Here is a 22,920-nt window from a genome sequence, read left to right as displayed (position 1 = left end):
CATGACCGCTTTTTTCCATCGCCAGGACGGTGCGCTTGCCGTCGAGCAGGTGCCGCTGGCGCAGATCGCCGCTGAATTCGGCACGCCCACCTACGTCTATTCGCGCGCGGCGCTGACCGCCGCGTACCAGGCCTATGCAGCCGCCTGCCAGGGCCGCAAGGCGCAGGTCCAGTACGCCATGAAGGCCAACTCCAACCTGGCGGTGCTGCAGGTGTTCGCCAGGCTGGGCGCGGGCTTCGACATCGTTTCGGGCGGCGAACTCAGGCGCGTGCTGGCCGCCGGCGGCGACGCGCGCAAGGTGGTGTTCTCGGGCGTGGGCAAGAGCGCGGCGGAGATGGAACTGGCGCTGGCGCACGACGTGCGCTGCTTCAATGTCGAGTCGATCCCCGAGCTGGACCGCCTGAACGAGGTTGCCGGCCGGGTCGGCAAGCGCGCGCGCGTGTCGCTGCGCATCAACCCGGATGTCGACGCCAGGACCCATCCGTATATTTCCACCGGCCTGAAGGGCAACAAGTTCGGCATCGCCTTCGAGGACGTGCTGCCGACCTACCGCGCCGCGGCGGCGCTGCCGCACCTGGAAGTGACCGGCATCGACTGCCATATCGGCTCGCAGATCACCGAGGTCGAGCCCTACCTGGAAGCGCTGGACAAGGTGCTGGACGTGGTCGAGGCACTTGAGCGCGAGGGCATCAACCTCGAGCACATCGACGTGGGCGGCGGCCTGGGCATCACCTATACCGACGAGACGCCGCCCGACATCACCGGCTTTGCCACCACGCTGCTGGAACGCGTGGCCGCGCGTGGCCACGGCCACCGCGAGGTGCTGTTCGAACCGGGCCGTTCGCTGGTGGGCAATGCCGGCGTGCTGCTGACGCAGGTGGAATTCCTCAAGCCCGGCGCAGCCAAGAATTTCTGCATCGTCGATGCGGCCATGAACGACCTGGCCCGACCGGCGATGTACGAGGCTTACCACCGCATCGAGCCGGTCGCGCTGCGCGACGCTGCGCCGGTGACTTACGACATCGTCGGCCCGGTGTGCGAGTCGGGCGACTGGCTCGGCCGCGACCGCGCGCTGGCGGTGCAGCCGGGCGACCTGCTGGCGGTGATGTCCGCTGGCGCGTACGGCTTTACCATGAGCTCGAACTACAACACCCGCCCGCGCGCCGCCGAAGTGATGGTGGACGGCGCCCGCGTGCACCTGGTGCGCGAGCGCGAACTGGTTGAAGACCTGTTCCGCGACGAGCGCCTGCTGCAGGACTGATCGCCACCGCGCAGCCGGCTACGCGGCCGGTTGCGGCGCTGCGGGGCTGCTGCGCTGCGGCGCTGCGGCGCATCAGGCAGCCCTGCCCTTGCGCGCCCCCCACCAGACCCGCATCCCCAGCAGCACGAACACCACCGCGGCATAGATCGAGACTTCGCCGAAGTCGTTCTTGCCCGCCTTATGCCACCAGTAGTGCAGGATCGCCAGCACGGCGGTTGCATAGACCAGCTTGTGCAGCGCCTGCCAGCGCTTGCCGCCCAGGCGGCGCACCATGCCGTTGGTCGACGTCAGCGCCAGCGGCACCATCAGCACGAAGGCCGTGAACCCCACCGTGATAAAGGGACGCTTGTACACGTCCTTGATCATGTAGGCCAGGTCAAAGCCGCGATCCACCCCGATCCACAGCAGAAAGTGCTGCAAGCCGTAGAAGAACGCGAACAAACCCAGCATGCGGCGCAGCCTGATCAGCCAGTTCCAGCCGGTCAGCCGGCGCAGCGGCGTGATCGCCAGCGTCAGGCACAGCATCACCAGTGTCCAGGTGCCGGTGGAGCGGGTGACGAATTCCAGCGGGTTGGCGCCGTATTGCCCGGTTGCGCCCAGGTAAAGCAGCCGGATGAACGGCAGCAGCGCCAGCAGCCACAAGGCGATCTTGATGGCGCGCACGCGCTGCGGCGACAGGGCAGCCAGGCCGGCCGGCTGCTTGCGCGCCACACCGCCTGCGGCAGTCGCGGCGTTGGTAGTGGAAGCCATGCGTTCACCCACCATCAGAAGTTCTTCTTCAGGTCCATGCCCTGGTACAGCGATGCCACCTGCTGGCCGTAGCCGTTGAACGGCAGCGTCTTGCGCTTGGGCGCGAAGAGCGCGCCGAAACCGCCGCCGCGCTCTTCGCCGATGCGGCGCTCGGTCGCCTGGCTCCAGCGCGGGTGGTCGACGTCGGGGTTCACGTTGGAATAAAAACCGTATTCCTGCGGCGCCGCCAGGTTCCAGCTCGTGGGTGGCTGCTTGTCGACAAAGCGGATCCTGACGATCGACTTGGCGCTCTTGAAGCCGTATTTCCACGGCAGCACCACCCGTACCGGCGCGCCGTTCTGGTTGGGCAATACCTCGCCGTACAGGCCGAAGGTCAGCAGCGCCAGCGGGTGCAGCGCCTCGTCCATGCGCAGGCCTTCGCTGTAGGGCCAGTCGAGCACGCTGCTGCTGATGCCGGGCATCTGCTTCTTGTCGGCGAGCGTGATGAATTGCACATATTTCGCCCCGGGTTGCGGTTCGACGCGCCTGATCAGCTCGGCCAGCGGATAGCCGATCCACGGGATCACCATCGACCATCCTTCGACGCAGCGCAGGCGGTAGACGCGTTCCTCCATCGCCGCGATTTTCATCAGCTCATCGAGATCGTAGACCTTGGGCTTCTTCACCAGCCCTTCCACCGACACCTGCCATGGGCGCGGGCGCAGCGTGCCGGCGTTGCGCGCCGGGTCGGACTTGTCGGTGCCGAACTCGTAGAAGTTGTTGTAGGTGGTCACATCCTCGTAAGGCGTACGCTTCTCGGTCACGACGTAGGCATTGTTGGGCGTGGCCGCCAGCTTCGGGCCGTGCTGTCCCTGCGCCCAGGCGTTGCGGGCAAACCATGGCGCCAGCGTGGCGCCGGAGACGCCTGCAGCGGCCAGCGCCAGCATGCGGCGACGCGCCTCGAAGACATGGCGGGGGGTGATCTCGCCGGCGGCGATATCGCCGCCGCGCAGCCATTTGGGGGAAGGAATCAACATGGTTTTCCTCGTTGCCTTGCGCTTGCAGGATTGGACTCAGGGCTTGGTCGTGGCGTGCGGGCCAATCCTGACAAAATTTTTCGGTGCGGCGCAGGGGCGGCGCATGTGCGGCGTAGGCGCCGCGCCAGCGGCTACCCGCCCTGGTATTGCTGGTAGACCGCCTGCGCCAGCGTCAGCAGCCGGGCGCGCTCCAGTGGCCCGGCCAGCGCAAAGCCGAGGTCGCGGTCGATCCAGTAGAACGCCATCGGCGCCGGCCCTGTAGCCGGCCTCGCAGGCGGCCGCAGGGTGCCTTCGCGCGGCATGCGCTCGACGCGGAAGCCGGTGTCGGGCGTGCCCTGCGCCATGCGCCGCAACTGCAGCGACAGGCGCGTGCCGTCGTCCGCTTCGTACATCAGAATGGCGGACGGGCCGCCTTCGGCCACGCCCAGCCGCCCGCCGATCAGGTGGAAGCCCTGTGCGCGCAGGTCGGGCACTTGCAGCGCCATGCCGAGGCGCTTGGACAACCACGCGATCAGGTGTGCCTCGTCGCTGGCGGCGACCTCCACCGGGTGGCGCATTTCCGGCGCGTAGACCACGTGCGTGGCAAGCGCCTCGCGAGCAAAGCGCTCGCCGGGTGCCATCGCCACGGTGCTGCTACCCATCCGATCGTGGGCCATCCAGCCGAGCACGCCCCCGAGCGCCAGCAATGCCATCGACGCGCAGCCCGCGGCCAGCGTGATGGTCCAGCGCGGCGCGCGCCGGCGCACGGCCTGGCGCGGCTCGCCGTGAAGGGCGGGCGGCAGCGCGGCCAGCGGCACTGGTTCGTTCAATACGGGATCCAGCATGCCGTGCAGCGCATCGGCCTGGCGACGCCACGCGGCGACCTGCGCCGCTGCATCCGGGTGCTGCGCCAGGTACGCTTCCACCGCGGCGCGACGCGCGCCGGACAACTGGCCGTCGGCGTAGGCATGGAGATCGGCTTCGTGGATCGCGGACATCATTTCACCCGCTGCAGTGAGCTGGCGGCAGCCATTGGCTGGGCGGAGGCAGCGCCGTCGAGCAGTCGCCGCATCTGCTCGCGTGCACGTGCCAGCCGCGACATTACCGTGCCTTGCGGGATGTCGAGCACGCGCGCCGCCTCGGCATAGGTCAGTTGCTCCAGGCTGACCAGCAGCAGCACCGAACGCTGGGCTTCGGGCAACTGCGCCAGCGCCTGAAGCAGGTCGCGGCGCAGGCCAGGGTCCGCCACAGGCGCGCTGACCTCGGGCAGGGTATCGGTGGCCACCACCAGGTCCTTGCGCCGCAAGCTGTTGAGGCGCAGCCGGTGCATCAGGGTCAGCAGCCACGGCAACAGGCCGTCGGCGCCGTCGCCCCACCAGGCGCCGGGGCGCAGGCGGAAGTGCCAGCGGTAGCGCAGCGCGCGCTCGAGTGTGTCCTGCACCAGGTCGTCGGCCTGCGCCGCGTCGCCGGTGAGGCCGCGCGCATGGCGCCGCAGCCGCGGCGCCAGCGCTACGAGCTGGCCTTCAAAGCCTTCCATGCCGTGGCTTGCTTCAGGGCGTCCCGGACATCAGCCCGTCAGGGCTTGGCGACGTGCCAGACGTTGTTGAGATTGTCGCCAGTCTTGTCGCCAGGCTTGGCGTCCTTGGCAAAGCGGTACAGCGGCATGCCGCGGTAGGCCCACTGCTTGGCGCCGTCATCACGCGTGATGACGGTGTACTGGCCCGACGCGCTGGAGCCCGGCGCGGCCATCAGCGGCGGCCAGTTGGTGGCACAGGGGCCGTTGCAGGCGCTCTTGCCGCTGTTGGCGGTGTCGCGGTCGAAGGTGTACAGCGTCAAGCCCTGCGGATCGGTCAGCACGCCACTGGTCACCTTCACCGTGGGCGGCATGTTGCCGGCGCTGCTGCCGCCCATGCCCATGCCGGAACATCCGGCGAGCAGGACTGCCGCGCAGCCGACCGCCAGCGCGGCGGGACGAACGAGGGATGCTGCAGAGGTAAGACGCACACGTGCCATGATCTTGTTCTCCATGCTAACCGGTGCCGCCAGCCGGCACCGCTCCTCCAGTAAACACCGGATGGGATGCCTTTATTCCGTCACGTTGCAAAAATGTCGAAAAAAAACCTGCCCGGAGGCAGGTTTTTTTGCATTGCACCATGGTGCGTCTCGCGTGGCGCTCAAAGTTCGCCGTAGCTATGCAGGCCGGACAGGAACATGTTGACGCCAAGGAAAGCAAAGGTCGTCACCAGCAAGCCGACCAGCGCCCACCACGCAGCCACCGTCCCGCGCAGCCCCTTCATCAGGCGCATGTGCAGCCATGCCGCGTAGTTCAGCCACACGATCAAGGCCCAGGTCTCCTTCGGATCCCAGCTCCAGTAGCCGCCCCAGGCTTCGGCCGCCCACAGCGCGCCGAGGATGGTGGCGATGGTGAAGAAGGCAAACCCGACCGCGATGGCCTTGTACATCACGTCATCGAGCAATTCCAGCGACGGCAGCCGCTCGGCAAGGATGCCGCGCTGCTTGAGCAGGTACGCGACCGACACCATCGCCGCCAGCGCAAAGGTGCCGTAGCCGATAAAGTTGGCCGGCACGTGGATCTTCATCCACCAGCTCTGCAGCGCCGGCACCAGCGGCTGGATTTCCTGAGCGTTGCGGGTGACCGTGTACCACAGCAGGAAGCCCACCGCTGCCGACACAACCAGCATCACGAACGGGCCCAGCGCGCGCGTGCCGTAGCGGCCTTCGTAATACAGGTAGAACAGCGAAGTGATCAGCGTGAACAGCACGAACACTTCATACAGGTTCGAGATGGGGATATGGCCGATGTCGGTGCCGATCAGGTACGACTCGTACCAGCGCACCAGCATGCCGGTGAAGCCCAGCACGATCGCACCCCAGCACAGCTTGCTGCCGATGCTGTAGCCGGTGTCCGAGCGCGTTGCCAGCCCGACCCAATAGAACAGCGTGGACAGGAACACCAGCGCGCTCATCCACAGGATGGCCGACTGGCTCGACAAGAAGTACTTGAGGAAGAAGGCCTGGTCCGCGCGCGCGAGCTGGCCCTGGTAGAGCTGGATCGCGAACAGCGACAGCACCGTCAGTCCCAGCATCAGCGGACGTACCGCCTTCCAGTGCCAGCCGAGCAGTGCAAAGGTAGGCACCGCGCTGATCAGCACGGCCTTGTCGTAGCCATCCATCCACTGCCCGTATTGCGATAGCGCAATGCCCGCGCCGACGGCCAGCGCCAGCGCGAACAGCCAGTCCACCCACGTCAGCCGGCGCAGGAAGGAAGGTTCGAGATAGGCCTCATCGCCGGCGCCCCCGTGGGCGGGCGTGGCTTGCGTGGCGCCACGCATGGTTTGGTCGCCCGGATTCACGTTTGAAGACATAGCGTACCTGCTCGTTTAATGGCTGCCGCCTTGATGAGGCGCTTCAGCGGGGGTTCCGCCGGCGGCACGGCCGACGTCGTCGCGCAGTGCCGTGAATTCCTTTTCGAAGTCCATCGTGCGGCGCTGGGTCGACATCGCCATCAGTACATGGCTGCTGGACGGCGTGGCCATTCCCTCGGCGGGCTTGTCCTTGATCCAGACCCAGACGCGGCGCTCGCGGATATAGAACATCGCGAACACGCCCAGCGTCAGCAGCAGACAACCAAGATACACGATGTTCTTGCCCGGCGCACGGGTCATCTGGAACACGCTGGCCTTGATTTCCTTGAACTCGTCGAGCTGCAAGAATACCGGCGCGCCGTAGAAAAAACTGTCCGACAGCGCACTGATCGCCTGCTGAAGGAAGGTGCCGCTTTGTGCGCTGTTGGGCACCACCGGCAGGTTGTCCTGGGCGCGTGCCAGCTGCCACAGCTCCCACATCGAGCCATTCAGGATCTTCAGCAGCACGTCGGCGGCCTTCTGCTGGTCGGCCTGTGGCACCGACTTTTCCAGGAATGCCGCGATCGCGGTGAAGCCGCCCGGCGGCGAGTCCGGCGTCGGTCGCGTGGCGCCGGCAAACAGGTCGAGCGCGCGCAGCGCGCTTTCGGCAAGCTGGCGGCGCAGGTCGGCCTTGTCATCTCCCGGCATCGAGGCCAATGCAAAGCGGCGCGCGGCCTCGCCGCGCAGCGCGCGGTCCTGCAACGCAGCGCGCAGGCGCATCCAGTCGGCAACGCTGCCCTGGTCGTCAGCGGGAATGCGCAGGTAGCGGAATTGCTCGCTCGGCGATTCGCGCATGCCGGCCAGGAACACCGACTGCCCGTCCATCTGCACGGGCACCATGTAGTTGTTGTACTCGCGCGCCTGCCCGGTGCGATCGCGCAGCTTGTACTGCACCGAGGGGCCGACGTTGCGCAGCGTCTTGGCGCGGTCGGCACTGGCCGCGGCACCCAGGTGCTTCTCCAGCGTCTCGTTCAGCGATTTGCGCGCGACGCCGCGCGCATCGGGCTTGCCCGAGGCGTCAGTGACATTCTCGATATTCATCAGCCGGAAGTCGCTGAACTCCACCGTCACGCCTTCGCTGTCCGCACTGGTGCCGGTGCCCTTCAGCGGCGCATTGCCGCCCACGGCACCGTCGATGGCGAAGGTGCCGCGTGCAGCGCCCTGCATCGGATAGCCGACGAACTTCAGGCGCGAGCCGCCATCCTCGAAGCTGGACTGGTAAATGGCGATGCCGTTGACGATCAGCGGCTCGTTCACCTTGATGGTGGCCTCGGTCTGCTTGCCAGTGACGCGGTCGGTGACGATCACGTCGGAGGCGAACAGCTTGGGCATGCCGGTCTCGTAGAAATCGATCGAGAACTTCTTGAGCGTCAGCGCGAACGGCAGGTCCTGCACCAGCGCGCCGTCGGCGACGTTCAGGATGGCCGTGGACACGGTCTGCCCCTCGGGCACATACGCATTGCCGCGAAAGCCAGGGTTGGTCGCCGGCAGGCGGTGCTGCGGCGGTATCTCGCTGATCACCGCGTTGCCGCTGATCGGGGTCTTGCCGCCCAGCCACATCTGCGCGCGGATCAGCATGTCGCCATCGAGCAGGCCGCCGATGCAGATCACCACGATGGCGGTATGCGCCAGGATATAGCCGACCTTGTTGGCGGCCCCCGCCTTGCCCGCCAGCAGCGTGGCGCCCTCATGGTCGACGGCCTTGACGCGGTAGCCGCGGTTGCGCAGCAGCGCCGACAGCCTGCCGACCGCCTCGGTGCGCGTGCGAGCGCCGTCGAATTCGCCGCGATGGTGGAAGGCGCGCAGGCTGCGCTCGCGCACATGGTCCTTCCATGAGCGCATGTCCCCGATCATCTTGGGCGTGTTGCGCACCAGGCAGAGCGTGGTGGACACCACCAGGAAGGCCAGGATCAGCAGGAACCACCACGAGCCGTAGACCTTCTGCAGCGACAGCGTATGGAACACATCGGCCCAGAACGGACCGAACTGGTTGACGTAGTTCGGATACGGCTCGTTCTGCTTGAGCACGGTGCCGATCACGCTGGCGATGGAGATCACGGTCAGCAGCGCGATCGCGAAGCGCATCGAGGACAACAATTCGACCGCGTCGCGCAACACGCGGTGAGAGGTCTTCAGGTGCAGCCCTGAAGTGGAAGCGGTCGACATGTGCAGTGAAACCTAAGACAACGTGCTGCTTTGAAATGAAAAAGGGTGGACTTGCTGGAACGAGCAGGCCACCCTTTTCGATTTTGACTGGCGCGTTCGGTTGCATGCCACGCGGGCAGCATGCCGAAGCGCCGGCGCCCGGCGGCGCCAGCGTACTGCGCTAACGTCGTTACCGGACGCCGGCGACGTAGTCCGCCACCGCCTTGATCTCGGCATCCGACATCTTGGCGGCGATGGTCGTCATGACCGAATTGTTCTTGCGGGTGCCCTGGCGGAACGCCACCAGCTGTGCCTCGGTGTATTCCGACCATTGTCCGCCAATACGCGGATACTGGGCCGGAATGCCGGCGCCGGTGGGGCCATGGCAGGCGGCGCAGGCCGGCACGCCCTTGGCGGCGATACCGCCACGGTAGATCTTCTGGCCTTCCTCGATCGTGTTCTTGTTCTTGGCGGTGGCCGGCTTGATCGGCTGCTTGGCCAGGTAGGCGCCAATGTTGCGCATTTCCTCGTCAGTCAGCACCGATGCCATCGGCACCATGATTGCGTTGTTGCGCGCCTTGGACTTGAAGTCGGCCAGTTGCTTGTGGACGTATTCCGGATGCTGGGCGGCCAGCTTGGGGTTGGCGGCGGCCGCGCTGTTGCCGGCTGCGCCGTGGCAGCTCAGGCAGGCGGGCACATTGCGATCGGGTGCGCCTTGCGTGTACAGCGTCTCACCCTTGGCCGGGTCGGCCTTTGCGGCGGCCTGCTCTGCGGCAGATGCCAGTCCGGAAAGGGCGGCTGCAGGAACGGCCAGTGCCAGGACACCCAGAATCTTCGCAATGCGGTTCATTCGCACACCTTCTCTGAATTGTTTTTGGATACCGTAATGCGTGCCGGCCGGCACTCTGCCGGCGGTGAGGACGCGCCGGGACAAAGGCCTGACATCGTGGCGACCCGCGCGGATGACCGATCCGCTGCGGTTTGCCTGGCGGCAGACTCCCGCCAGCCCTTGCTCCGCCGCTGCGGCACCTGAGGTGCAACACATATGCGAAACAAGGCCGTGCCCACGATAGGACGACACAACGAGGCTTCCCGTCCGGACAACGGCAGCCGAGCCACGCGGCAAAGGGATGTCGCGCGTCACCCGGTCAGGAGACCGTAAACCGGCGTATTGTACAATAAGTTATGTGCCGGATTGATGCCTTGCGCCCTGCTGTGCCGTGTTGAAACGGGCTTGCGCTGCGCCAAATCAAACCCGGCAAGCGGCCCGGCCGCACCCCTCCCCACCCTGGCGGTAACCCGGCCACGGCCAGCGCCAATTGCGCCGCCGCGGCGCCCCGCCCTACCGCTATCGCGTATGTCCCTTCTCCACCAGGCCCGCTTCTTCATTACCGTCAACCACCTGCGGGACCTGCCCGCCACGGCCGTTCCCGAGGTCGCGTTCGCCGGCCGCTCCAACGCCGGCAAGTCCACCGCCATCAACATCCTGTGCAACCAGAAGCGGCTGGCGTTTTCCTCGCGCACGCCCGGACGCACGCAGCACATCAACTATTTCACGGTGGCCCCGGTCAAGGCGCCGGAACCGCAGGCGTTCCTGGTCGACCTCCCCGGCTATGGTTATGCAGAGGTGTCGGGCTCGGCCAAGTACCACTGGCAGGGCCTGCTCAGCGACTACGTGCAGACGCGGCCGCAGCTGTCGGGCCTGATCCTGATGATGGATGCACGCCGGCCGTTCACCGATCTCGATTGCCAGATGGTCGAGTGGTTCCTGCCCACCGGCAAGCCGATCCACGTGCTGCTGACCAAGGCCGACAAGCTCACCAACAGCGAGAACGCCAAGGCACTGCGCGAGACGCGCAAGATGCTGCAGGGCTATGCGGAGCAGCTTGAAACGCCGGTGCCCCTGACGGCACAGTTGTTTTCGAGCCTCAAGCGTCGCGGCATCGAAGAAGCGCAGGGTGTGATCGCCGGGTGGCTCAACCTGCCGGAAGCGCAGAAGAACGCGGCGCAAGACGTTGTCACGGCACCGACGGCGGCTGAACCTCCCGCTTCGGAAGGTCCTGCGGCATAACGCCGCAGCGTAGCCAGCACGCAAAAAAAACCCCGCTGCAAGCAACGGGGGCGAACTTTCCCGCCGCTGGGGCGGGTACCCGCTCAGGGAGGAGTAGCGGGGGACACCCGCGCCACGCAAGGCGCAACGCATAGTGTCCGCGAGTATGATGGCGGGCACGCACAAAAGTTTAGTTTTTCTTCAGCCGGCAACTTTGCGCCGCGCGCGCAGTGCTCGCCGGCTGGCAAATAGGACACTTCTGTCCCGTCTCCAGCACAAGAAGCCTGCCATGTCGACCTTCCCCGAGTACCGCCCGCGGCGTATGCGCCGCGACGATTTCTCCCGCCGCATGATGCGCGAGCATCGCCTGTCGCCGGACAACCTGATCTACCCCGTGTTCATCCTTGACGGCCAGAACCAGCGCCAGTCCGTGGCCTCGATGCCGGGCGTCGAGCGGGTTTCCGTGGACCTGCTGATGCCGGTGGCCGAAGACTGCGTCAAGCTTGGCATCCCGGTGCTCGCGCTGTTCCCGGTGATCGACCCGTCGCTGAAAACGCCGGACGGCATCGAGGCCATCAATCCCGAAGGCCTGGTGCCGCGCGCGGTTCGAGCGCTGAAGGACCGCTTCCCCGAACTCGGCGTGCTGTGCGACGTTGCGCTCGACCCCTACACCAGCCACGGCCAGGACGGCGTGCTGGATGAGAACGGCTACGTCATCAACGACACCACCGTCGAGATCCTGGTGCGCCAGGCGCTGGCCCAGGCCGACGCGGGCGTCGACATCGTGGCCCCGTCCGACATGATGGACGGCCGCATCGGCGCGGTGCGTACGGCGCTGGAAGACAACGGCCACATCCACACCCGCATCATGGCCTATTCGGCCAAGTACGCATCGGCCTTCTATGGCCCCTTCCGCGACGCGGTCGGCTCTGCGGCCAACCTGGGCAAGGGCAACAAGATGACCTACCAGATGGACCCATCCAACACCGACGAGGCCCTGCGCGAAGTGGCGCAGGACATCCTCGAAGGCGCCGACATGGTGATGGTCAAGCCCGGGATGCCGTACCTCGACATCGTGCGCCGCGTGAAGGACGAGTTCCGCTTCCCCACCTACGCTTATCAGGTCAGCGGCGAGTACGCGATGCTGAAAGCCGCCGCGCAGAACGGCTGGCTCGACCACGACAAGGTCATGATGGAATCGCTGCTGGCCTTCCGCCGCGCTGGCGCCGACGGCATCCTGACCTATTTCGCACGCGACGCCGCGCGCCTGCTGGCCGCCTGACCTGTATCGCCCTATCGGGAACCAAGCGCCTATGGAACTGCTCGGCTTCTCGGCCAGCCAGGTACACCCGCTCGCCTCGCTCGCAGAGGCGGGCAGCTTCCTCAGCGGCAATGCCGCAGCGCTGTTCGTGTGGGCGGACTTTTCTACCGAGGAAGTCACCGCCGCCCCTGATGCGTGGCGCGAAAATGTGCGCCAGCTCGCCGGCGCCGCGATCCTCGACCTGCACCTGGCCGACGCCACCAATGCCGCGCATCCGTCGTATTTCGACACGACCAATGCATACGACATGGTGATCTTCCGCAAGCTGACCTTCGAGACCAGCCGTGCAATCGCCGAGGCCGAACCGCAGGAGCCAGCGCCGGCCGGCGCGCCCAAGACGTCGGGTGATGGAACCGCCCGCGCACGGCGTTATCCACCCGGCTTCCTGCCCGCGCTGGCCAGGATCGATACGCAGCCGGTTACGTTCTTCGTCTTCGATACGCTGCTGGTCACGGTACGCAATGGCCCGTCGCGCACCGTCGACCAGGTGCGCCAGCGCCTGCTCGAGCTTTGCCAGGCACCGCGCCCGCAGACGGCACCCGCGCGCGGCAATGGCCAACCGTTGCTGCACGGCGTGCGTCCGCCGAACCGGCCCGAGGACCTGATGCTGCGCCTGCTCAATGCGATGGTGGACCGCTACCTCGAGCTGCGCGCCCCGCTGACACGCCAGCTCGACCGCTGGCAGCGCGCGCTGCTGAACTCGCGCCGCAGTTTTTCCAGTTGGGAAGGGCTGCTCGACGCGCGCATCCAGCTGCGCAAGCTGGAACACCTGAGCGAGGAGCAGCGCGATGCGCTGCAGGAATTCCGCGACAGCTTGCTGGACAACCGCTACAGCAGCGACCAGCACGGCCCGGTAGCCATCCCTGGGCGCGATGAAGTGTTGCTGGTGCGCATCAACGACGTCATGGAACATATCCAGCGCGTGCTTGCGCATGCGCGCCGGCTGGAGGATTCAATCGAGTCGGCGGTGCAGATCCACTTCTCGGCGGTGGCCCACCGCACCAACCGCACCATGCGCATGCTGACGCTGATCACGGCGCTGTTCATGCCGCTGACGCTGATCACCGGCATCTTTGGCATGAACTTCGAGCGCATGCCGTGGCTGCAGGCACCAGACGGATTCTGGTGGTCCATGGGCCTGATGGGGGCGGTGGTGGTGGTGCTGGGCGCGCTGTGGGCAGTGGCGCGGCAGCTGGAGCGCTAGCGCAGGCGCAAGTACGCCTCTCAGGTGCTGGTGCGCTTGCCGAAGGCGCGCTCCAGGCTCTCCAGGAAACGGTTGGCCGACTGGTAGCCGATCACCCGCACCGGCCGCTCGCGCCCATCCGGCCCGAACAGGATGATCCCTGGCGGCCCGAACAGCCCGAAGCGCTTGAGCAGCGCCTTGTCGTCGGCATTGTTGGCGGTCACGTCCGCCTGCAGCAGCACGATTTCGGACAACCGCGCGCGCACGCGCGGGTCGACGAAGGTCATGCGCTCCATTTCCTTGCAGCTGACGCACCAGTCGGCATAGAAATCGAGCAGCACCGGCTTGCCCGCGGCGGCGGCCTGTGCCACGCGGGCATCCAGTTCGGCAACGCTGCGCACGCGCTCGAAGCGCACTGCCTGGGCGGCGCTCGCGCCTTCCGCACCACTGCGGCCCGCGCTCAGGTGCGACAGCGGCTGCAGCGGATCGCGCCCGCCCGACGCCACGCCGATCAGCACGATGGCCGCGGCGATCGCGAACAATACGCCAAGCCCCTTGCCCACGCGCGCCAGGTTGCGCGGATCGGCCCCGAGCCCGTCAAACGCGCCGAGGAACACGGCGGCCATCAGCAGCAACGCCGCCAGCAGCAGCATCGTCGTCCATGCCGGCAGCACCGGCCCGAGCATCCACAACGCCACACCCAGCAGCAGGAAGCCGAAGAAGCGCTTGGTCACCTCCATCCAGCGGCCGGCGCGCGGCAGCAGGTTGCCCGCGCCCACGCCCACCAGCACCAGTGGCACGCCCATGCCGATCGCCATCGCAAACAGCGCCGCGCCGCCGATGACCGCGTCGCGGGTCTGCGCGATATAGGCCAGCGCCCCCGCCAGCGGCGCGGTCACGCACGGGCCGACGATCAGCGCCGAGATCGCGCCCATCGCTGCCGCACCAGCCACCTGGCCGCCCTGGCGGCGGTTGGACGACTCCGTCAGCCGCGTCTGCCAGCGCCGCGGCAGCTGCAGCTCGTACAGGCCGAACATCGACAGTGCCAGCGCCACCATCAGCGCGGCGAACAAGCCGAGCACCCATGGCGTCTGCAGCGCGGCCGACAGGCCTTCGCCCAGCAGCCCGGCAGCTACCCCGACGGCGGTGTACACCACCGCCATGCCCAGCACATAGGCCAGCGACACCACCAGCGCACGGCTGCGCGTGACATGCTCGCCGACGACGATCGACGACAGGATCGGCACCATCGGCAGCACGCACGGCGTGAAGGTCAGCAGCAGGCCCAGGCCGAAGAAAAGCGCCGCGATCAGGCCCACGTTGCGGCTCGCCAGCGCGCCGGCGATGCGGTCGCTGTCATCGGCACGCAGCGACGCAGCGGGAGCCGGCTGGGCCGGCAGTGGGGCCGCAGCGGGCGCATCGGAGCGCCCGCGCTTGCCGAACAGGTCGGCCAGGCCGGTGCTACCGACCTTGTAGACGCTTTCCATCGGTGGATAGCACAGGCCCTTGTCGGCGCAGCCCTGCGAAGTGACCGTCAGCGTCCACTTGCCGTCAGCCGGCGCTGCCGCCACCGGCACGCGGATGGTCACGCTGTCTCGATACGTCTCCATCTCCTTGCCGAAGGTATCGTCGAACTTGACCTTGCCTGGCGGGAAGTCCGGCGTGCCGAGCTTCACGGCGGCAGGCTCCGTCGCAAAGGCGAATCGCTCCCGGTACATGTAGTAGCCGGGCGCGACATCGAAACGCACCTCCACGGTGCTGTCGTCGATCTGGCGCGCAGCGAAGCGGAAGGCTTGCTCCGGCGGCAGGAAGTCGTCTTCCGTCGCTGCCTGCGCCGCACCAGCCAGGCAAAACCAGGCCAGTACCGCCAGCAGGACTGCGGCAATATGCCGCGCCTGGACCAGCCCGCGTGCCCGCTCCGGAAGTGCCAAACCGATGTTCATGAAGCTGTTTCCTGTCTGTCCTGAGCAATCGATCCTGCCGTACCCGCTGCTGCGCGGCAGTCCCATTGGCCCTTATTCCGCCGGGCGCACGCCGGTATTGGTCTCGGTGCCGACCCACGCCAGGTAAGGCGCAAAACCCGCTGTCACCGGCACTGCGATAATCTCCGGCACGTCATAGGGGTGATGTTGCCGGATCACCGCCTCGAGTGCAGCGTAACGCGCGCGCGTGGTTTTGATCAGCAGCGGCCATTCCCGCGCCTGCTCCAGCACGCCTTGCCACCAGTACTCGGATTCCACCGGGGCCAGACGGTTCACGCAGGCCGCCGCGCGCGCCTCCAGCACGGCCCGGGACAGCCGCGCCGCGGTCTCGTCATCCGGGGTATTGGTGATCACCACGAGCACCTCGGCGGGGTCGGGTGACTTGCTGGCATCGGGCATCGGCACTCTCCTGGAACGGCTGGCAATGGCGGCTGGCGCCCAAAACAAAAGAGCCAGGCGGATGCCTGGCTCGATTGTAAGCGGTGTGCCCGGAACCGTCGCATGACGGCAGCGGACAGGAAATGCACTTATTCCGCGGCTTCTTCAGCCGGGGCTTCGGTGATTTCCGGACGATCCACCAGTTCGACCAGCGCCATCGGCGCGTTGTCGCCCTGACGGAAGCCGAACTTCAGGATGCGGGTGTAGCCGCCCGGACGGGTGGCGTAGCGCGGGCCCAGTTCGGTGAACAGCTTGGTGACCATGTCGCGGTCGCGCAGGCGGGCGAAAGCCAGGCGGCGATTGGCAACGGTGTCCTTCTTGGCCAGCGTGATCAGCGGCTCGACGACCTTGCGCAGTTCCTTGGCCTTGGGCACGGTGGTCTTGATCAGCTCGTGCTGGAACAGCGAGTTGGACATGTTGCGCAGCATCGCGAGGCGGTGCGACGAGGTGCGGTTCAGTTTCCGCAGACCATGACGGTGACGCATGATGATTCCTTTCAGTTAAGTGTTTGACCAGCTCTTCTATCGTCCGATACGGCTGGACGCGGGCCGGTAGTCATACGAGCCCCGGCCGAAGCCAGGGCGGTTACCGCGGTACAGGGGGCTAAGCCCCTGCGCCACAATTACTTTTCCAGACCTGCGGGCGGCCAGTTCTCGAGCTTCATGCCGAGGGTCAGGCCACGCGAGGCGAGGACTTCCTTGATCTCGTTGAGCGACTTGCGACCCAGGTTCGGGGTCTTCAGCAGCTCGTTCTCGGTACGCTGGATCAGGTCGCCGATGTAGTAGATGTTCTCGGCCTTCAGGCAGTTGGCCGAACGCACCGTCAGCTCCAGGTCGTCGACCGGGCGCAGCAGGATCGGATCGATCTGCGGCGTGCGGCTCGAAGCAGCCTCGGCTGCCGACTCGGTGCCTTCCAGCGCGGCGAACACGGACAGCTGGTCGACCAGGATGCGGGCCGACTGGCGGATCGCTTCCTCGGGCGAGATCACGCCGTCGGTTTCGATGTTCATCACCAGCTTGTCCAGGTCGGTACGCTGCTCGACGCGAGCGGACTCAACGGCGTACGACACGCGGCGCACCGGCGAGAACGAGGCGTCCAGCACGATGCGGCCGATGACCTTGCCCGACTCGTCGCCAAACTTGCGCACGTTGCCCGGCACATAGCCACGGCCCTGCTCGACCTTGATCTGCATGTCCAGCTTGCCGCCGGCCGACAGATGGGCGATCACGTGGTTCGGGTTGATGATCTCGACGTCGTGCGGCAGCTCGATATCGGCAGCCGTGACTACGCCTTCGCCATCCTTGCGCAGCGACACCGTGACCTCATCACGGTTGTGCAGCTTGAACACCACGCCCTTCAGGTTGAGCAGCAGGTTGACGACGTCTTCCTGCACGCCGTCGATGGTGGAATACTCGTGGACCACCCCAGCGATCGTGACTTCGGTCGGGGCATAGCCGACCATCGACGACAGCAGCACGCGACGCAGGGCGTTACCGAGCGTATGGCCGTAGCCGCGCTCGAACGGCTCCATCACGACTTTGGCGTGATGGTCGCCCAGAGGCTCGACGGCGATGATTTTTGGCTTGAGGAGTGCTGTTTGCATTAGGTTGTCCTTTTCAATACCCTCGGCTCGTTACACCGATAAGGCTGACGTTTGGAACCTGAAAATTCCCATCGCAACGATGGGCGAAGCCCGACCGCGCGTAGCGCGCGTCGGGCTGAAAGAGAAGCTTTGCGGAGCACGCAAGCGCTGCGCCATCTGCTCGCGGATTAACGCGAGTACAGTTCGACGATCAGGCTTTCGTTGATGTCACCGGAAATATCGGCGCGATCCGGAACTTGCTTGAAGGTGCCTTCGAACTTCTTGGAATCAACGGCAACCCAGGTCGGGAAGCCCGACTGCTCGGCCAGCGACAGCGCTTCGGCGATACGGACTTGCTTCTTCGACTGCTCGCGGATGGTAATGACGTCGCCCGACTTGATCTGGGCCGACGGCACGTTCAGGGTCTGGCCGTTCACCAGGATCGCCTTGTGCGAAACCAGCTGGCGCGCTTCAGCGCGGGTCGAGCCGAAGCCCATGCGGTACACCACGTTGTCCAGGCGCGATTCCAGCAGTTGCAGCAGGTTTTCGCCGGTGTTGCCCTTGCGGCGGTCGGCTTCTGCGAAGTAGCGGCGGAACTGGCGCTCGAGCACGCCGTAGATGCGCTTGACCTTCTGCTTTTCACGCAGCTGGTTGCCGTAATCGGAGGTGCGGGCACCCGAGGTGCGGCCGTGCTGGCCCGGCTTGCTGTCCAGCTTGCACTTGTCGGCGAGCGAGCGACGCGAGCTCTTCAGGAACAGGTCGGTGCCTTCACGGCGGGAAAGTTTGGCCTTCGGGCCGGTATAACGTGCCACGTTGTCTTCCTTTGGTCTATCACGGCGCCTTCTTGACGCGCCGCGAGTCCGTCAACGCAGTGCCTCCCAGAACACTGGGAAGACCGTGACGGACGGTGGGCTTATGAAGCGCGTCCTGGCCGGATGTGGCCGGGTGCGACGCTGAAAGCATTTACAGTACATCGACCACCGGATGTGCTTTATGCGACATCCCGTCGATGCAAAACGAAAACCTGCCGCATCAAATGCAGCAGGTCAACGCGCGATCTTACCATATCCGAAACCGGCAGGTAAACCCGCCGGGCCCGGACAACGCCAGCGCTTAGATGCGGCGGCGCTTCGGCGGACGGCAGCCGTTATGCGGAATCGGCGTGACGTCTTCGATGATCGCGATCTTGATGCCCAGCGCGTTCAGCGCGCGGACAGCCGACTCACGGCCAGGGCCGGGGCCCTTGATGCGCACTTCCAGGTTCTTGATGCCCTGGTCTTGCGCCACGCGGCCGGCGTTTTCGGCAGCAACCTGGGCAGCGAACGGGGTCGACTTACGCGAACCCTTGAAGCCCTGGCCACCGGCGGTCGCCCACGACAGAGCATTGCCCTGACGGTCGGTGATCGTGATGATGGTGTTGTTGAACGAGGCGTGGACGTGCGCAATGCCGTCGGCAACGTTCTTCTTGACCTTCTTACGCGCGCGAGCGGCGTTATTCGGACCTTTTGCCATTAGTTTCTTCCTCTGCCTTCGGCTTTACTTCTTCAGAGCCACGCCGGCCTTGCGCGGACCCTTGCGGGTACGGGCGTTGGTACGGGTACGCTGACCGCGCATGGGCAGGCCCTTGCGGTGACGCATGCCACGATAGCAACCAAGGTCCATCAGACGCTTGATGTTCATCGTGGTTTCACGACGCAGGTCACCCTCGACCGTGACCTTGCCCACTTCGTCACGAAGCTTTTCCAGGTCGGCGTCGGTCAGATCCTTGACCTTCTTGTCAAACGGTACACCGGTGGCCTCGCAAATCTTGCGAGCGCGCGAGCGGCCGACACCATAAATGGCCGTCAGGCCGATTTCGGTGTGCTTGTGGTTCGGGATGTTAACCCCTGCGATACGTGCCATTCGTCAATCCTCTTTCCGATTAGCCTTGGCGTTGCTTGTGGCGGGGATCCGACGAGCAGATCACGCGCACGACACCGTTGCGCTTGATGATTTTGCAGTTGCGGCAAATGCGCTTAACAGAAGCCAGCACTTTCATAATTTTCCTCTTCCTTCAATTCCTGTTCGCTCACTTCGTCCGGAAGACGATTCGTGCGCGCGACAGATCATATGGGGTCAGCTCGACCGTCACCTTGTCACCCGGAAGGATCCGGATGTAGTGCATTCTCATCTTGCCGGAGATATGACCCAGGACTACATGGCCATTCTCCAGCTTGACTCGGAACGTCGCATTGGGCAGGTTTTCCAGGACCTCGCCCTGCATCTGGATGACGTCGTCTTTAGCCATACCTAGCCTGTACCGATCCGAAGTCAGCGCAAGGTCAGATTGCCCTTGAAATTCGCCTTCTTCAGCAGCGACTCATACTGCTGCGACATGACATAGGACTGAACCTGAGCCATGAAGTCCATCGTGACGACCACGATGATCAGCAGGGAGGTTCCGCCGAAATAGAACGGAACGTTCCAGCGCAGCACCAGGAATTCCGGCAACAGGCAGACCAGTGTGATGTAGATCGCACCAGCCAGCGTCAAACGCACCAGGATCTTGTCGATATAGCGCGTCGTCTGCTCGCCCGGACGAATGCCCGGAATGAAGGCACCGCTTTTCTTCAGGTTGTCTGCCACTTCACGGCTGTTGTAGACCAGGGCCGTGTAGAAGAAGCAGAAAAATACAATCGCAGCAGCGTACAGCAGGATGTAGACCGGCTGGCCCGGCGACAGCGTGGCAGCCAGGTCCTTGATGAACCCACCCACCGAGCCGGTCGCGTCAGACGTGAACCAGCCCGCGATCGTTGCCGGGAACAGGATGATCGACGATGCGAAGATCGGCGGAATCACCCCTGCCATGTTCAGCTTCAGCGGCAGGTGCGACGACTGGCCGCCATACACCTTGTTGCCGACCTGACGCTTGGCATAGTTCACCAGGATCTTGCGCTGGCCCCGCTCGACGAACACCACGGCGAAGGTCACACCGATCACGATCGCCACGATGAAGATCGCCGCGATGATGCTCATGGAACCCGTGCGGACCAGTTCGAACAGTCCGCCGATCGCGTTGGGCAGGCCCGCCGCGATACCGCCGAAGATGATGATCGAGATGCCGTTGCCGAGACCCCGCTCGGTGATCTGCTCACCCAGCCACATCAGGAACATCGTGCCGGTCACCAGCGTGATCACCGCCGTGGCCCGGAACATCAGGCCAGGATCCAGCACCAGCCCAGGCTGCGACTCCAGCGCCACCGCAATCGAGAGCGCCTGGAACGTGGCCAGGACCACGGTGCCGTAGCGCGTGTACTGCGTGATCTTGCGCTGGCCTGCCTGCCCTTCCTTCTTCAGCGACTCCAGCTGCGGCAGCACGATCGTCAGCAATTGCATGATGATCGACGCCGAGATGTACGGCATGATGCCGAGCGCGAAGACGGTAAAGCGCGACAGCGCCCCGCCCGAGAACAGGTTGAACATCCCGAGGATGCCACCCGACTGACTCTGGAAAAGCTTCGCAAGCTGCTCCGGATCGATACCGGGCACCGGAATATGAGCGCCGATGCGGTACACGATCAGGGCCAGCACCAGGAACATCAACCGGCGCTTGAGGTCGCCGTACTTCGCCGTGTTCCTGGCTTGCGCGCTTGCATTGGGTTTCGCCGTGGCCAAACGATGCTCCGACTATAACTGCCTATGCTGCGATAAATGCCTTGTCAGGCTGCGATCTGGCCGCCGGCGGCTTCGATCGCGGCCTTGGCGCCAGCGGTGGCGCCCAGACCCTTGATCGTTACCTTGCGGGTCAGCTCGCCGGCCTTGATGACCTTGGCGCTCTTGACCAGGTCGCTGACCAGGCCAGCCTGCTTCAGAACCAGCAGGTCGACTTCGGCCGCTTCCAGGCGCTCGATGTCACGCAGCGTGACTTCGGCGGTGAACGCCTTGGTCAGCGAGGTGAAGCCGCGCTTCGGCAGGCGACGATACAGCGGCATTTGACCGCCTTCGAAGCCCACCTTGTGGAAGCCGCCCGAACGCGACTTCTGACCCTTGTGACCGCGACCGGCGGTCTTGCCCAGGCCGGAGCCGATACCGCGGCCGACGCGACGCTTGGCGTGCTTCGAACCGGTGGCCGGTTTCAGGTTGTTCAGTTGCATCTTGCTCTCCAAGTCCCGATCAGGCCAGAACCTTGACCAGGTACGAGACCTTGTTGATCATGCCGCGCACGGCGGGCGTGTCCTGCAGCTCCGACACCGAGTTGATGCGGCGCAGGCCCAGGCCACGCACGGTGGCGCGATGATCCTCGCGCGTGCCGATCAGGCTGCGCACGAGTTGCACTTTTACGGTTTTCTGCGACATTGCGTTCACCTTAACCCAGGATGTCTTCGACCGACTTGCCACGCTTGGCGGCGATTTCGCCCGGCGTGCTCATCTTCTGAAGGCCGTCCAGCGTGGCGCGAACCATGTTGTACGGGTTGGTGGAGCCGTGCGACTTGGTCACCACGTTGGTGACGCCCATCACTTCGAAGATCGCGCGCATCGGGCCGCCGGCGATCACGCCGGTACCTTCCTTGGCGGGCATCATCAGCACCTTGGCGGCGCCGTGCTTGCCAACGACTTCGTGTTGCAGCGTGCCGTTCTTCAGCGAGACCTTGACCATCTTGCGACGGGCTTCGTCCATTGCCTTCTGAACAGCAACCGGCACTTCCTTGGCCTTGCCCTTGCCCATGCCGATGCGGCCATCGCCGTCACCAACCACGGTCAGCGCTGCGAAACCGAGAATCCGGCCACCCTTCACCACCTTGGTGACACGGTTGACCGAGATCATCTTCTCGCGGAGGCCGTCGTCGCGTTCGTCCTGTTGGACTTTTGCTTGCATCTTTGCCATGACGTATCTCTCTCTATGCGCTTAGAACTTCAGGCCGGCTTCGCGGGCGGCGTCTGCCAGGGCCTTCACGCGGCCATGGAAACGGAAGCCGGCGCGATCGAACGCGACGGTTTCCACGCCGGCAGCCTTCGCCTTCTCGGCGATGCGCTTGCCAACCACGGTGGCGGCAGCGGCGGTAGCGCCCTTGCCATCCAGTTCCTTGCGCACTTCCACCTCGGCGGTCGACGCGGAAGCCAGCACCTTGGTGCCGCACTCCGAGAAAACCTGGGCGTAAATATGCGAATTCGTACGGAACACGGTCAGACGATTGACTTTCATCTCCGCGATCTTGGCGCGGGTCTGACGTGCACGGCGCAAACGAGCGTCTTTCTTGTTCATCATTGCACCCCTTACTTCTTCTTGGTTTCCTTCAGGATGACGCGCTCGTCGCTGTAACGCACACCCTTGCCCTTGTAGGGCTCGGGCGGACGGTACGCGCGGACTTCCGCGGCAACCTGACCGACTTTCTGCTTGTCCGCACCCTTGATGATGATCTCGGTCTGCGTCGGCGTTGCCGCCGTCACGCCTTCCGGCATCTCATGGATCACGTCGTGCGAGAAACCAAGCTGGAGCTTCAGCGCAGCGCCTTGCAGCTGGGCACGGTAGCCCACGCCAACGAGGTTCAGCTTGCGCTCGAAACCGGTGGTCACGCCCTTGACCATGTTCGCCACCAGGGCGCGCATGGTGCCTTGCAGGGCGTTTGCTTCACGCGACTCGTCAGCCGGCGAGAAGGTCAGCGTGTCATTCTCGACATTGACCTTGACCAGGCTGTGAATCGGCTGCGACAGCGTACCCAGCGGACCCTTCACGGAGAGCACGCCAGCTGCCACGTTCACTTCCGCGCCCTTGGGGAGCGCGATGGGAGCCTTACCTACACGGGACATG

The 22,920-nt window shown here is 65.2% G+C and carries 27 protein-coding genes; 4 read left to right on the top strand and 23 right to left on the bottom strand.

The features are described 5' to 3' along the window. The first annotated feature begins 1 nt into the window (after nt 1). Nucleotides 2-1,261 (top strand): diaminopimelate decarboxylase, encoded by a 1,260-nt coding sequence (gene lysA, locus K309_RS0117340; protein WP_029047605.1) that lies wholly within the window; start codon nt 2-4, stop codon nt 1,259-1,261. 72 nt (nt 1,262-1,333) lie between these two features. Here lysA and msrQ read toward each other — a convergent pair whose 3' ends face one another. The 8 genes from msrQ to K309_RS0117300 all read right to left on the bottom strand — a co-directional run bounded on the left by msrQ (nt 1,334) and on the right by K309_RS0117300 (nt 9,426). Beyond that, a complete protein-coding gene (gene msrQ, locus K309_RS0117335) occupies nt 1,334-2,026 on the bottom strand; it encodes a protein-methionine-sulfoxide reductase heme-binding subunit MsrQ (protein WP_029047604.1) in 693 nt (230 codons plus the stop codon). Further along, the gene (msrP, locus tag K309_RS0117330) at nt 2,026-3,027 is read right to left on the bottom strand and encodes a protein-methionine-sulfoxide reductase catalytic subunit MsrP (RefSeq protein WP_029047603.1); all 1,002 of its coding nucleotides are present in this window, start codon (nt 3,025-3,027) and stop codon (nt 2,026-2,028) included. The genes msrQ and msrP overlap by 1 nt, the downstream gene beginning before the upstream one ends. Before the next feature lie 131 nt (nt 3,028-3,158). Further along, nucleotides 3,159-4,007, bottom strand: coding sequence for an anti-sigma factor family protein (locus K309_RS0117325; protein ID WP_029047602.1), 849 nt, complete (start codon nt 4,005-4,007; stop codon nt 3,159-3,161). Further along, nucleotides 4,004-4,543: an RNA polymerase sigma factor gene (locus K309_RS0117320; protein ID WP_029047601.1), complete on the bottom strand. Its 540-nt coding sequence runs from the start codon at nt 4,541-4,543 to the stop codon at nt 4,004-4,006. Before K309_RS0117320 ends, K309_RS0117325 begins: the two co-directional genes overlap by 4 nt. A gap of 38 nt (nt 4,544-4,581) precedes the next feature. Beyond that, nucleotides 4,582-5,019: a COG4315 family predicted lipoprotein gene (locus K309_RS0117315; RefSeq protein ID WP_029047600.1), complete on the bottom strand. Its 438-nt coding sequence runs from the start codon at nt 5,017-5,019 to the stop codon at nt 4,582-4,584. Nucleotides 5,020-5,180: 161 nt separating this feature from the next. After that, nucleotides 5,181-6,392 (bottom strand): c-type cytochrome biogenesis protein CcsB, encoded by a 1,212-nt coding sequence (gene ccsB / locus K309_RS0117310; RefSeq protein WP_029047599.1) that lies wholly within the window; start codon nt 6,390-6,392, stop codon nt 5,181-5,183. Between the two features lie 15 nt (nt 6,393-6,407). Next, nucleotides 6,408-8,597, bottom strand: coding sequence for a cytochrome c biogenesis protein ResB (locus K309_RS0117305; protein ID WP_029047598.1), 2,190 nt, complete (start codon nt 8,595-8,597; stop codon nt 6,408-6,410). Between the two features lie 169 nt (nt 8,598-8,766). Then, nucleotides 8,767-9,426 carry a c-type cytochrome gene (locus K309_RS0117300; RefSeq protein WP_029047597.1) on the bottom strand — a complete coding sequence of 220 codons (660 nt, stop codon included), beginning with the start codon at nt 9,424-9,426 and terminating at the stop codon, nt 8,767-8,769. 507 nt (nt 9,427-9,933) lie between these two features. Between K309_RS0117300 and yihA the strand changes: the two genes are divergently transcribed. The 3 genes from yihA (at nt 9,934) to K309_RS0117285 (ending at nt 13,151) form a co-directional block, all read left to right on the top strand. After that, nucleotides 9,934-10,647: a ribosome biogenesis GTP-binding protein YihA/YsxC gene (yihA, locus tag K309_RS0117295; RefSeq protein WP_029047596.1), complete on the top strand. Its 714-nt coding sequence runs from the start codon at nt 9,934-9,936 to the stop codon at nt 10,645-10,647. 268 nt (nt 10,648-10,915) lie between these two features. Further along, nucleotides 10,916-11,908: a porphobilinogen synthase gene (gene hemB, locus K309_RS0117290; RefSeq protein ID WP_029047595.1), complete on the top strand. Its 993-nt coding sequence runs from the start codon at nt 10,916-10,918 to the stop codon at nt 11,906-11,908. A gap of 31 nt (nt 11,909-11,939) precedes the next feature. Next, nucleotides 11,940-13,151 carry a magnesium transporter CorA family protein gene (locus K309_RS0117285; protein WP_029047594.1) on the top strand — a complete coding sequence of 404 codons (1,212 nt, stop codon included), beginning with the start codon at nt 11,940-11,942 and terminating at the stop codon, nt 13,149-13,151. A 20-nt stretch (nt 13,152-13,171) separates the two neighbouring features. Here the strand turns inward: K309_RS0117285 and dsbD are convergent, their stop codons facing one another. From dsbD to rplF, 15 genes are all read right to left on the bottom strand, one after another. Then, on the bottom strand, nt 13,172-15,073 hold the full coding sequence (gene dsbD, locus K309_RS0117280) for a protein-disulfide reductase DsbD (RefSeq protein WP_029047593.1): 1,902 nt from the start codon (nt 15,071-15,073) through the stop codon (nt 13,172-13,174). A 72-nt stretch (nt 15,074-15,145) separates the two neighbouring features. Further along, the gene (gene cutA, locus K309_RS0117275; RefSeq protein WP_029047592.1) at nt 15,146-15,511 is read right to left on the bottom strand and encodes a divalent-cation tolerance protein CutA; all 366 of its coding nucleotides are present in this window, start codon (nt 15,509-15,511) and stop codon (nt 15,146-15,148) included. A gap of 128 nt (nt 15,512-15,639) precedes the next feature. After that, nucleotides 15,640-16,035, bottom strand: coding sequence for a 50S ribosomal protein L17 (rplQ, locus tag K309_RS0117270; RefSeq protein ID WP_010812373.1), 396 nt, complete (start codon nt 16,033-16,035; stop codon nt 15,640-15,642). A gap of 137 nt (nt 16,036-16,172) precedes the next feature. Then, on the bottom strand, nt 16,173-17,153 hold the full coding sequence (locus tag K309_RS0117265) for a DNA-directed RNA polymerase subunit alpha (RefSeq protein WP_010812374.1): 981 nt from the start codon (nt 17,151-17,153) through the stop codon (nt 16,173-16,175). Between the two features lie 167 nt (nt 17,154-17,320). Further along, a complete protein-coding gene (gene rpsD, locus K309_RS0117260; RefSeq protein ID WP_029047591.1) occupies nt 17,321-17,944 on the bottom strand; it encodes a 30S ribosomal protein S4 in 624 nt (207 codons plus the stop codon). A 301-nt stretch (nt 17,945-18,245) separates the two neighbouring features. Next, the gene (rpsK, locus tag K309_RS0117255) at nt 18,246-18,644 is read right to left on the bottom strand and encodes a 30S ribosomal protein S11 (RefSeq protein WP_010812376.1); all 399 of its coding nucleotides are present in this window, start codon (nt 18,642-18,644) and stop codon (nt 18,246-18,248) included. Between the two features lie 24 nt (nt 18,645-18,668). Continuing rightward, nucleotides 18,669-19,034 (bottom strand): 30S ribosomal protein S13, encoded by a 366-nt coding sequence (gene rpsM / locus K309_RS0117250; RefSeq protein WP_010812377.1) that lies wholly within the window; start codon nt 19,032-19,034, stop codon nt 18,669-18,671. A 19-nt stretch (nt 19,035-19,053) separates the two neighbouring features. Then, on the bottom strand, nt 19,054-19,170 hold the full coding sequence (gene rpmJ / locus K309_RS0117245; RefSeq protein ID WP_008642959.1) for a 50S ribosomal protein L36: 117 nt from the start codon (nt 19,168-19,170) through the stop codon (nt 19,054-19,056). Nucleotides 19,171-19,200: 30 nt separating this feature from the next. Next, the gene (gene infA, locus K309_RS0117240) at nt 19,201-19,419 is read right to left on the bottom strand and encodes a translation initiation factor IF-1 (RefSeq protein ID WP_029047590.1); all 219 of its coding nucleotides are present in this window, start codon (nt 19,417-19,419) and stop codon (nt 19,201-19,203) included. 23 nt (nt 19,420-19,442) lie between these two features. Beyond that, entirely contained in the window at nt 19,443-20,786 is a 1,344-nt protein-coding gene (gene secY / locus K309_RS0117235; RefSeq protein ID WP_029047589.1) for a preprotein translocase subunit SecY, read from the bottom strand. A 44-nt stretch (nt 20,787-20,830) separates the two neighbouring features. Then, nucleotides 20,831-21,265: a 50S ribosomal protein L15 gene (gene rplO, locus K309_RS0117230; protein WP_029047588.1), complete on the bottom strand. Its 435-nt coding sequence runs from the start codon at nt 21,263-21,265 to the stop codon at nt 20,831-20,833. Between the two features lie 19 nt (nt 21,266-21,284). Further along, on the bottom strand, nt 21,285-21,467 hold the full coding sequence (rpmD, locus tag K309_RS0117225; protein WP_010812381.1) for a 50S ribosomal protein L30: 183 nt from the start codon (nt 21,465-21,467) through the stop codon (nt 21,285-21,287). A gap of 10 nt (nt 21,468-21,477) precedes the next feature. Next, the gene (gene rpsE, locus K309_RS0117220; RefSeq protein WP_006160449.1) at nt 21,478-21,996 is read right to left on the bottom strand and encodes a 30S ribosomal protein S5; all 519 of its coding nucleotides are present in this window, start codon (nt 21,994-21,996) and stop codon (nt 21,478-21,480) included. 21 nt (nt 21,997-22,017) lie between these two features. Then, entirely contained in the window at nt 22,018-22,374 is a 357-nt protein-coding gene (rplR, locus tag K309_RS0117215; protein ID WP_010812382.1) for a 50S ribosomal protein L18, read from the bottom strand. 11 nt (nt 22,375-22,385) lie between these two features. Further along, nucleotides 22,386-22,919: a 50S ribosomal protein L6 gene (rplF, locus tag K309_RS0117210; RefSeq protein WP_029047587.1), complete on the bottom strand. Its 534-nt coding sequence runs from the start codon at nt 22,917-22,919 to the stop codon at nt 22,386-22,388. Nucleotide 22,920: the final 1 nt, after the last annotated feature.

The sequence above is a fragment of the Cupriavidus phytohabitans genome (genome assembly GCF_000426345.1).
Lineage (GTDB): Bacteria > Pseudomonadota > Gammaproteobacteria > Burkholderiales > Burkholderiaceae > Cupriavidus.
This window is presented reverse-complemented; position numbering and strand designations above follow the sequence as displayed.

What these genes read in the sequence shown, in the direction of transcription:
- lysA (WP_029047605.1), top strand. Translation starts at nt 2, where the DNA reads ATGACCGCTTTTTTCCATCGCCAGGACGGTGCGCTTGCCGTCGAGCAG.
- msrQ (WP_029047604.1), bottom strand. Translation starts at nt 2,026, where the DNA reads ATGGTGGGTGAACGCATGGCTTCCACTACCAACGCCGCGACTGCCGCA.
- msrP (WP_029047603.1), bottom strand. Translation starts at nt 3,027, where the DNA reads ATGTTGATTCCTTCCCCCAAATGGCTGCGCGGCGGCGATATCGCCGCC.
- K309_RS0117325 (WP_029047602.1), bottom strand. Translation starts at nt 4,007, where the DNA reads ATGATGTCCGCGATCCACGAAGCCGATCTCCATGCCTACGCCGACGGC.
- K309_RS0117320 (WP_029047601.1), bottom strand. Translation starts at nt 4,543, where the DNA reads ATGGAAGGCTTTGAAGGCCAGCTCGTAGCGCTGGCGCCGCGGCTGCGG.
- K309_RS0117315 (WP_029047600.1), bottom strand. Translation starts at nt 5,019, where the DNA reads ATGGCACGTGTGCGTCTTACCTCTGCAGCATCCCTCGTTCGTCCCGCC.
- ccsB (WP_029047599.1), bottom strand. Translation starts at nt 6,392, where the DNA reads ATGTCTTCAAACGTGAATCCGGGCGACCAAACCATGCGTGGCGCCACG.
- K309_RS0117305 (WP_029047598.1), bottom strand. Translation starts at nt 8,597, where the DNA reads ATGTCGACCGCTTCCACTTCAGGGCTGCACCTGAAGACCTCTCACCGC.
- K309_RS0117300 (WP_029047597.1), bottom strand. Translation starts at nt 9,426, where the DNA reads ATGAACCGCATTGCGAAGATTCTGGGTGTCCTGGCACTGGCCGTTCCT.
- yihA (WP_029047596.1), top strand. Translation starts at nt 9,934, where the DNA reads ATGTCCCTTCTCCACCAGGCCCGCTTCTTCATTACCGTCAACCACCTG.
- hemB (WP_029047595.1), top strand. Translation starts at nt 10,916, where the DNA reads ATGTCGACCTTCCCCGAGTACCGCCCGCGGCGTATGCGCCGCGACGAT.
- K309_RS0117285 (WP_029047594.1), top strand. Translation starts at nt 11,940, where the DNA reads ATGGAACTGCTCGGCTTCTCGGCCAGCCAGGTACACCCGCTCGCCTCG.
- dsbD (WP_029047593.1), bottom strand. Translation starts at nt 15,073, where the DNA reads ATGAACATCGGTTTGGCACTTCCGGAGCGGGCACGCGGGCTGGTCCAG.
- cutA (WP_029047592.1), bottom strand. Translation starts at nt 15,511, where the DNA reads ATGCCCGATGCCAGCAAGTCACCCGACCCCGCCGAGGTGCTCGTGGTG.
- rplQ (WP_010812373.1), bottom strand. Translation starts at nt 16,035, where the DNA reads ATGCGTCACCGTCATGGTCTGCGGAAACTGAACCGCACCTCGTCGCAC.
- K309_RS0117265 (WP_010812374.1), bottom strand. Translation starts at nt 17,153, where the DNA reads ATGCAAACAGCACTCCTCAAGCCAAAAATCATCGCCGTCGAGCCTCTG.
- rpsK (WP_010812376.1), bottom strand. Translation starts at nt 18,644, where the DNA reads ATGGCAAAAGGTCCGAATAACGCCGCTCGCGCGCGTAAGAAGGTCAAG.
- rpsM (WP_010812377.1), bottom strand. Translation starts at nt 19,034, where the DNA reads ATGGCACGTATCGCAGGGGTTAACATCCCGAACCACAAGCACACCGAA.
- rpmJ (WP_008642959.1), bottom strand. Translation starts at nt 19,170, where the DNA reads ATGAAAGTGCTGGCTTCTGTTAAGCGCATTTGCCGCAACTGCAAAATC.
- infA (WP_029047590.1), bottom strand. Translation starts at nt 19,419, where the DNA reads ATGGCTAAAGACGACGTCATCCAGATGCAGGGCGAGGTCCTGGAAAAC.
- rplO (WP_029047588.1), bottom strand. Translation starts at nt 21,265, where the DNA reads ATGCAACTGAACAACCTGAAACCGGCCACCGGTTCGAAGCACGCCAAG.
- rpmD (WP_010812381.1), bottom strand. Translation starts at nt 21,467, where the DNA reads ATGTCGCAGAAAACCGTAAAAGTGCAACTCGTGCGCAGCCTGATCGGC.
- rpsE (WP_006160449.1), bottom strand. Translation starts at nt 21,996, where the DNA reads ATGGCAAAGATGCAAGCAAAAGTCCAACAGGACGAACGCGACGACGGC.
- rplR (WP_010812382.1), bottom strand. Translation starts at nt 22,374, where the DNA reads ATGAACAAGAAAGACGCTCGTTTGCGCCGTGCACGTCAGACCCGCGCC.
- rplF (WP_029047587.1), bottom strand. Translation starts at nt 22,919, where the DNA reads ATGTCCCGTGTAGGTAAGGCTCCCATCGCGCTCCCCAAGGGCGCGGAA.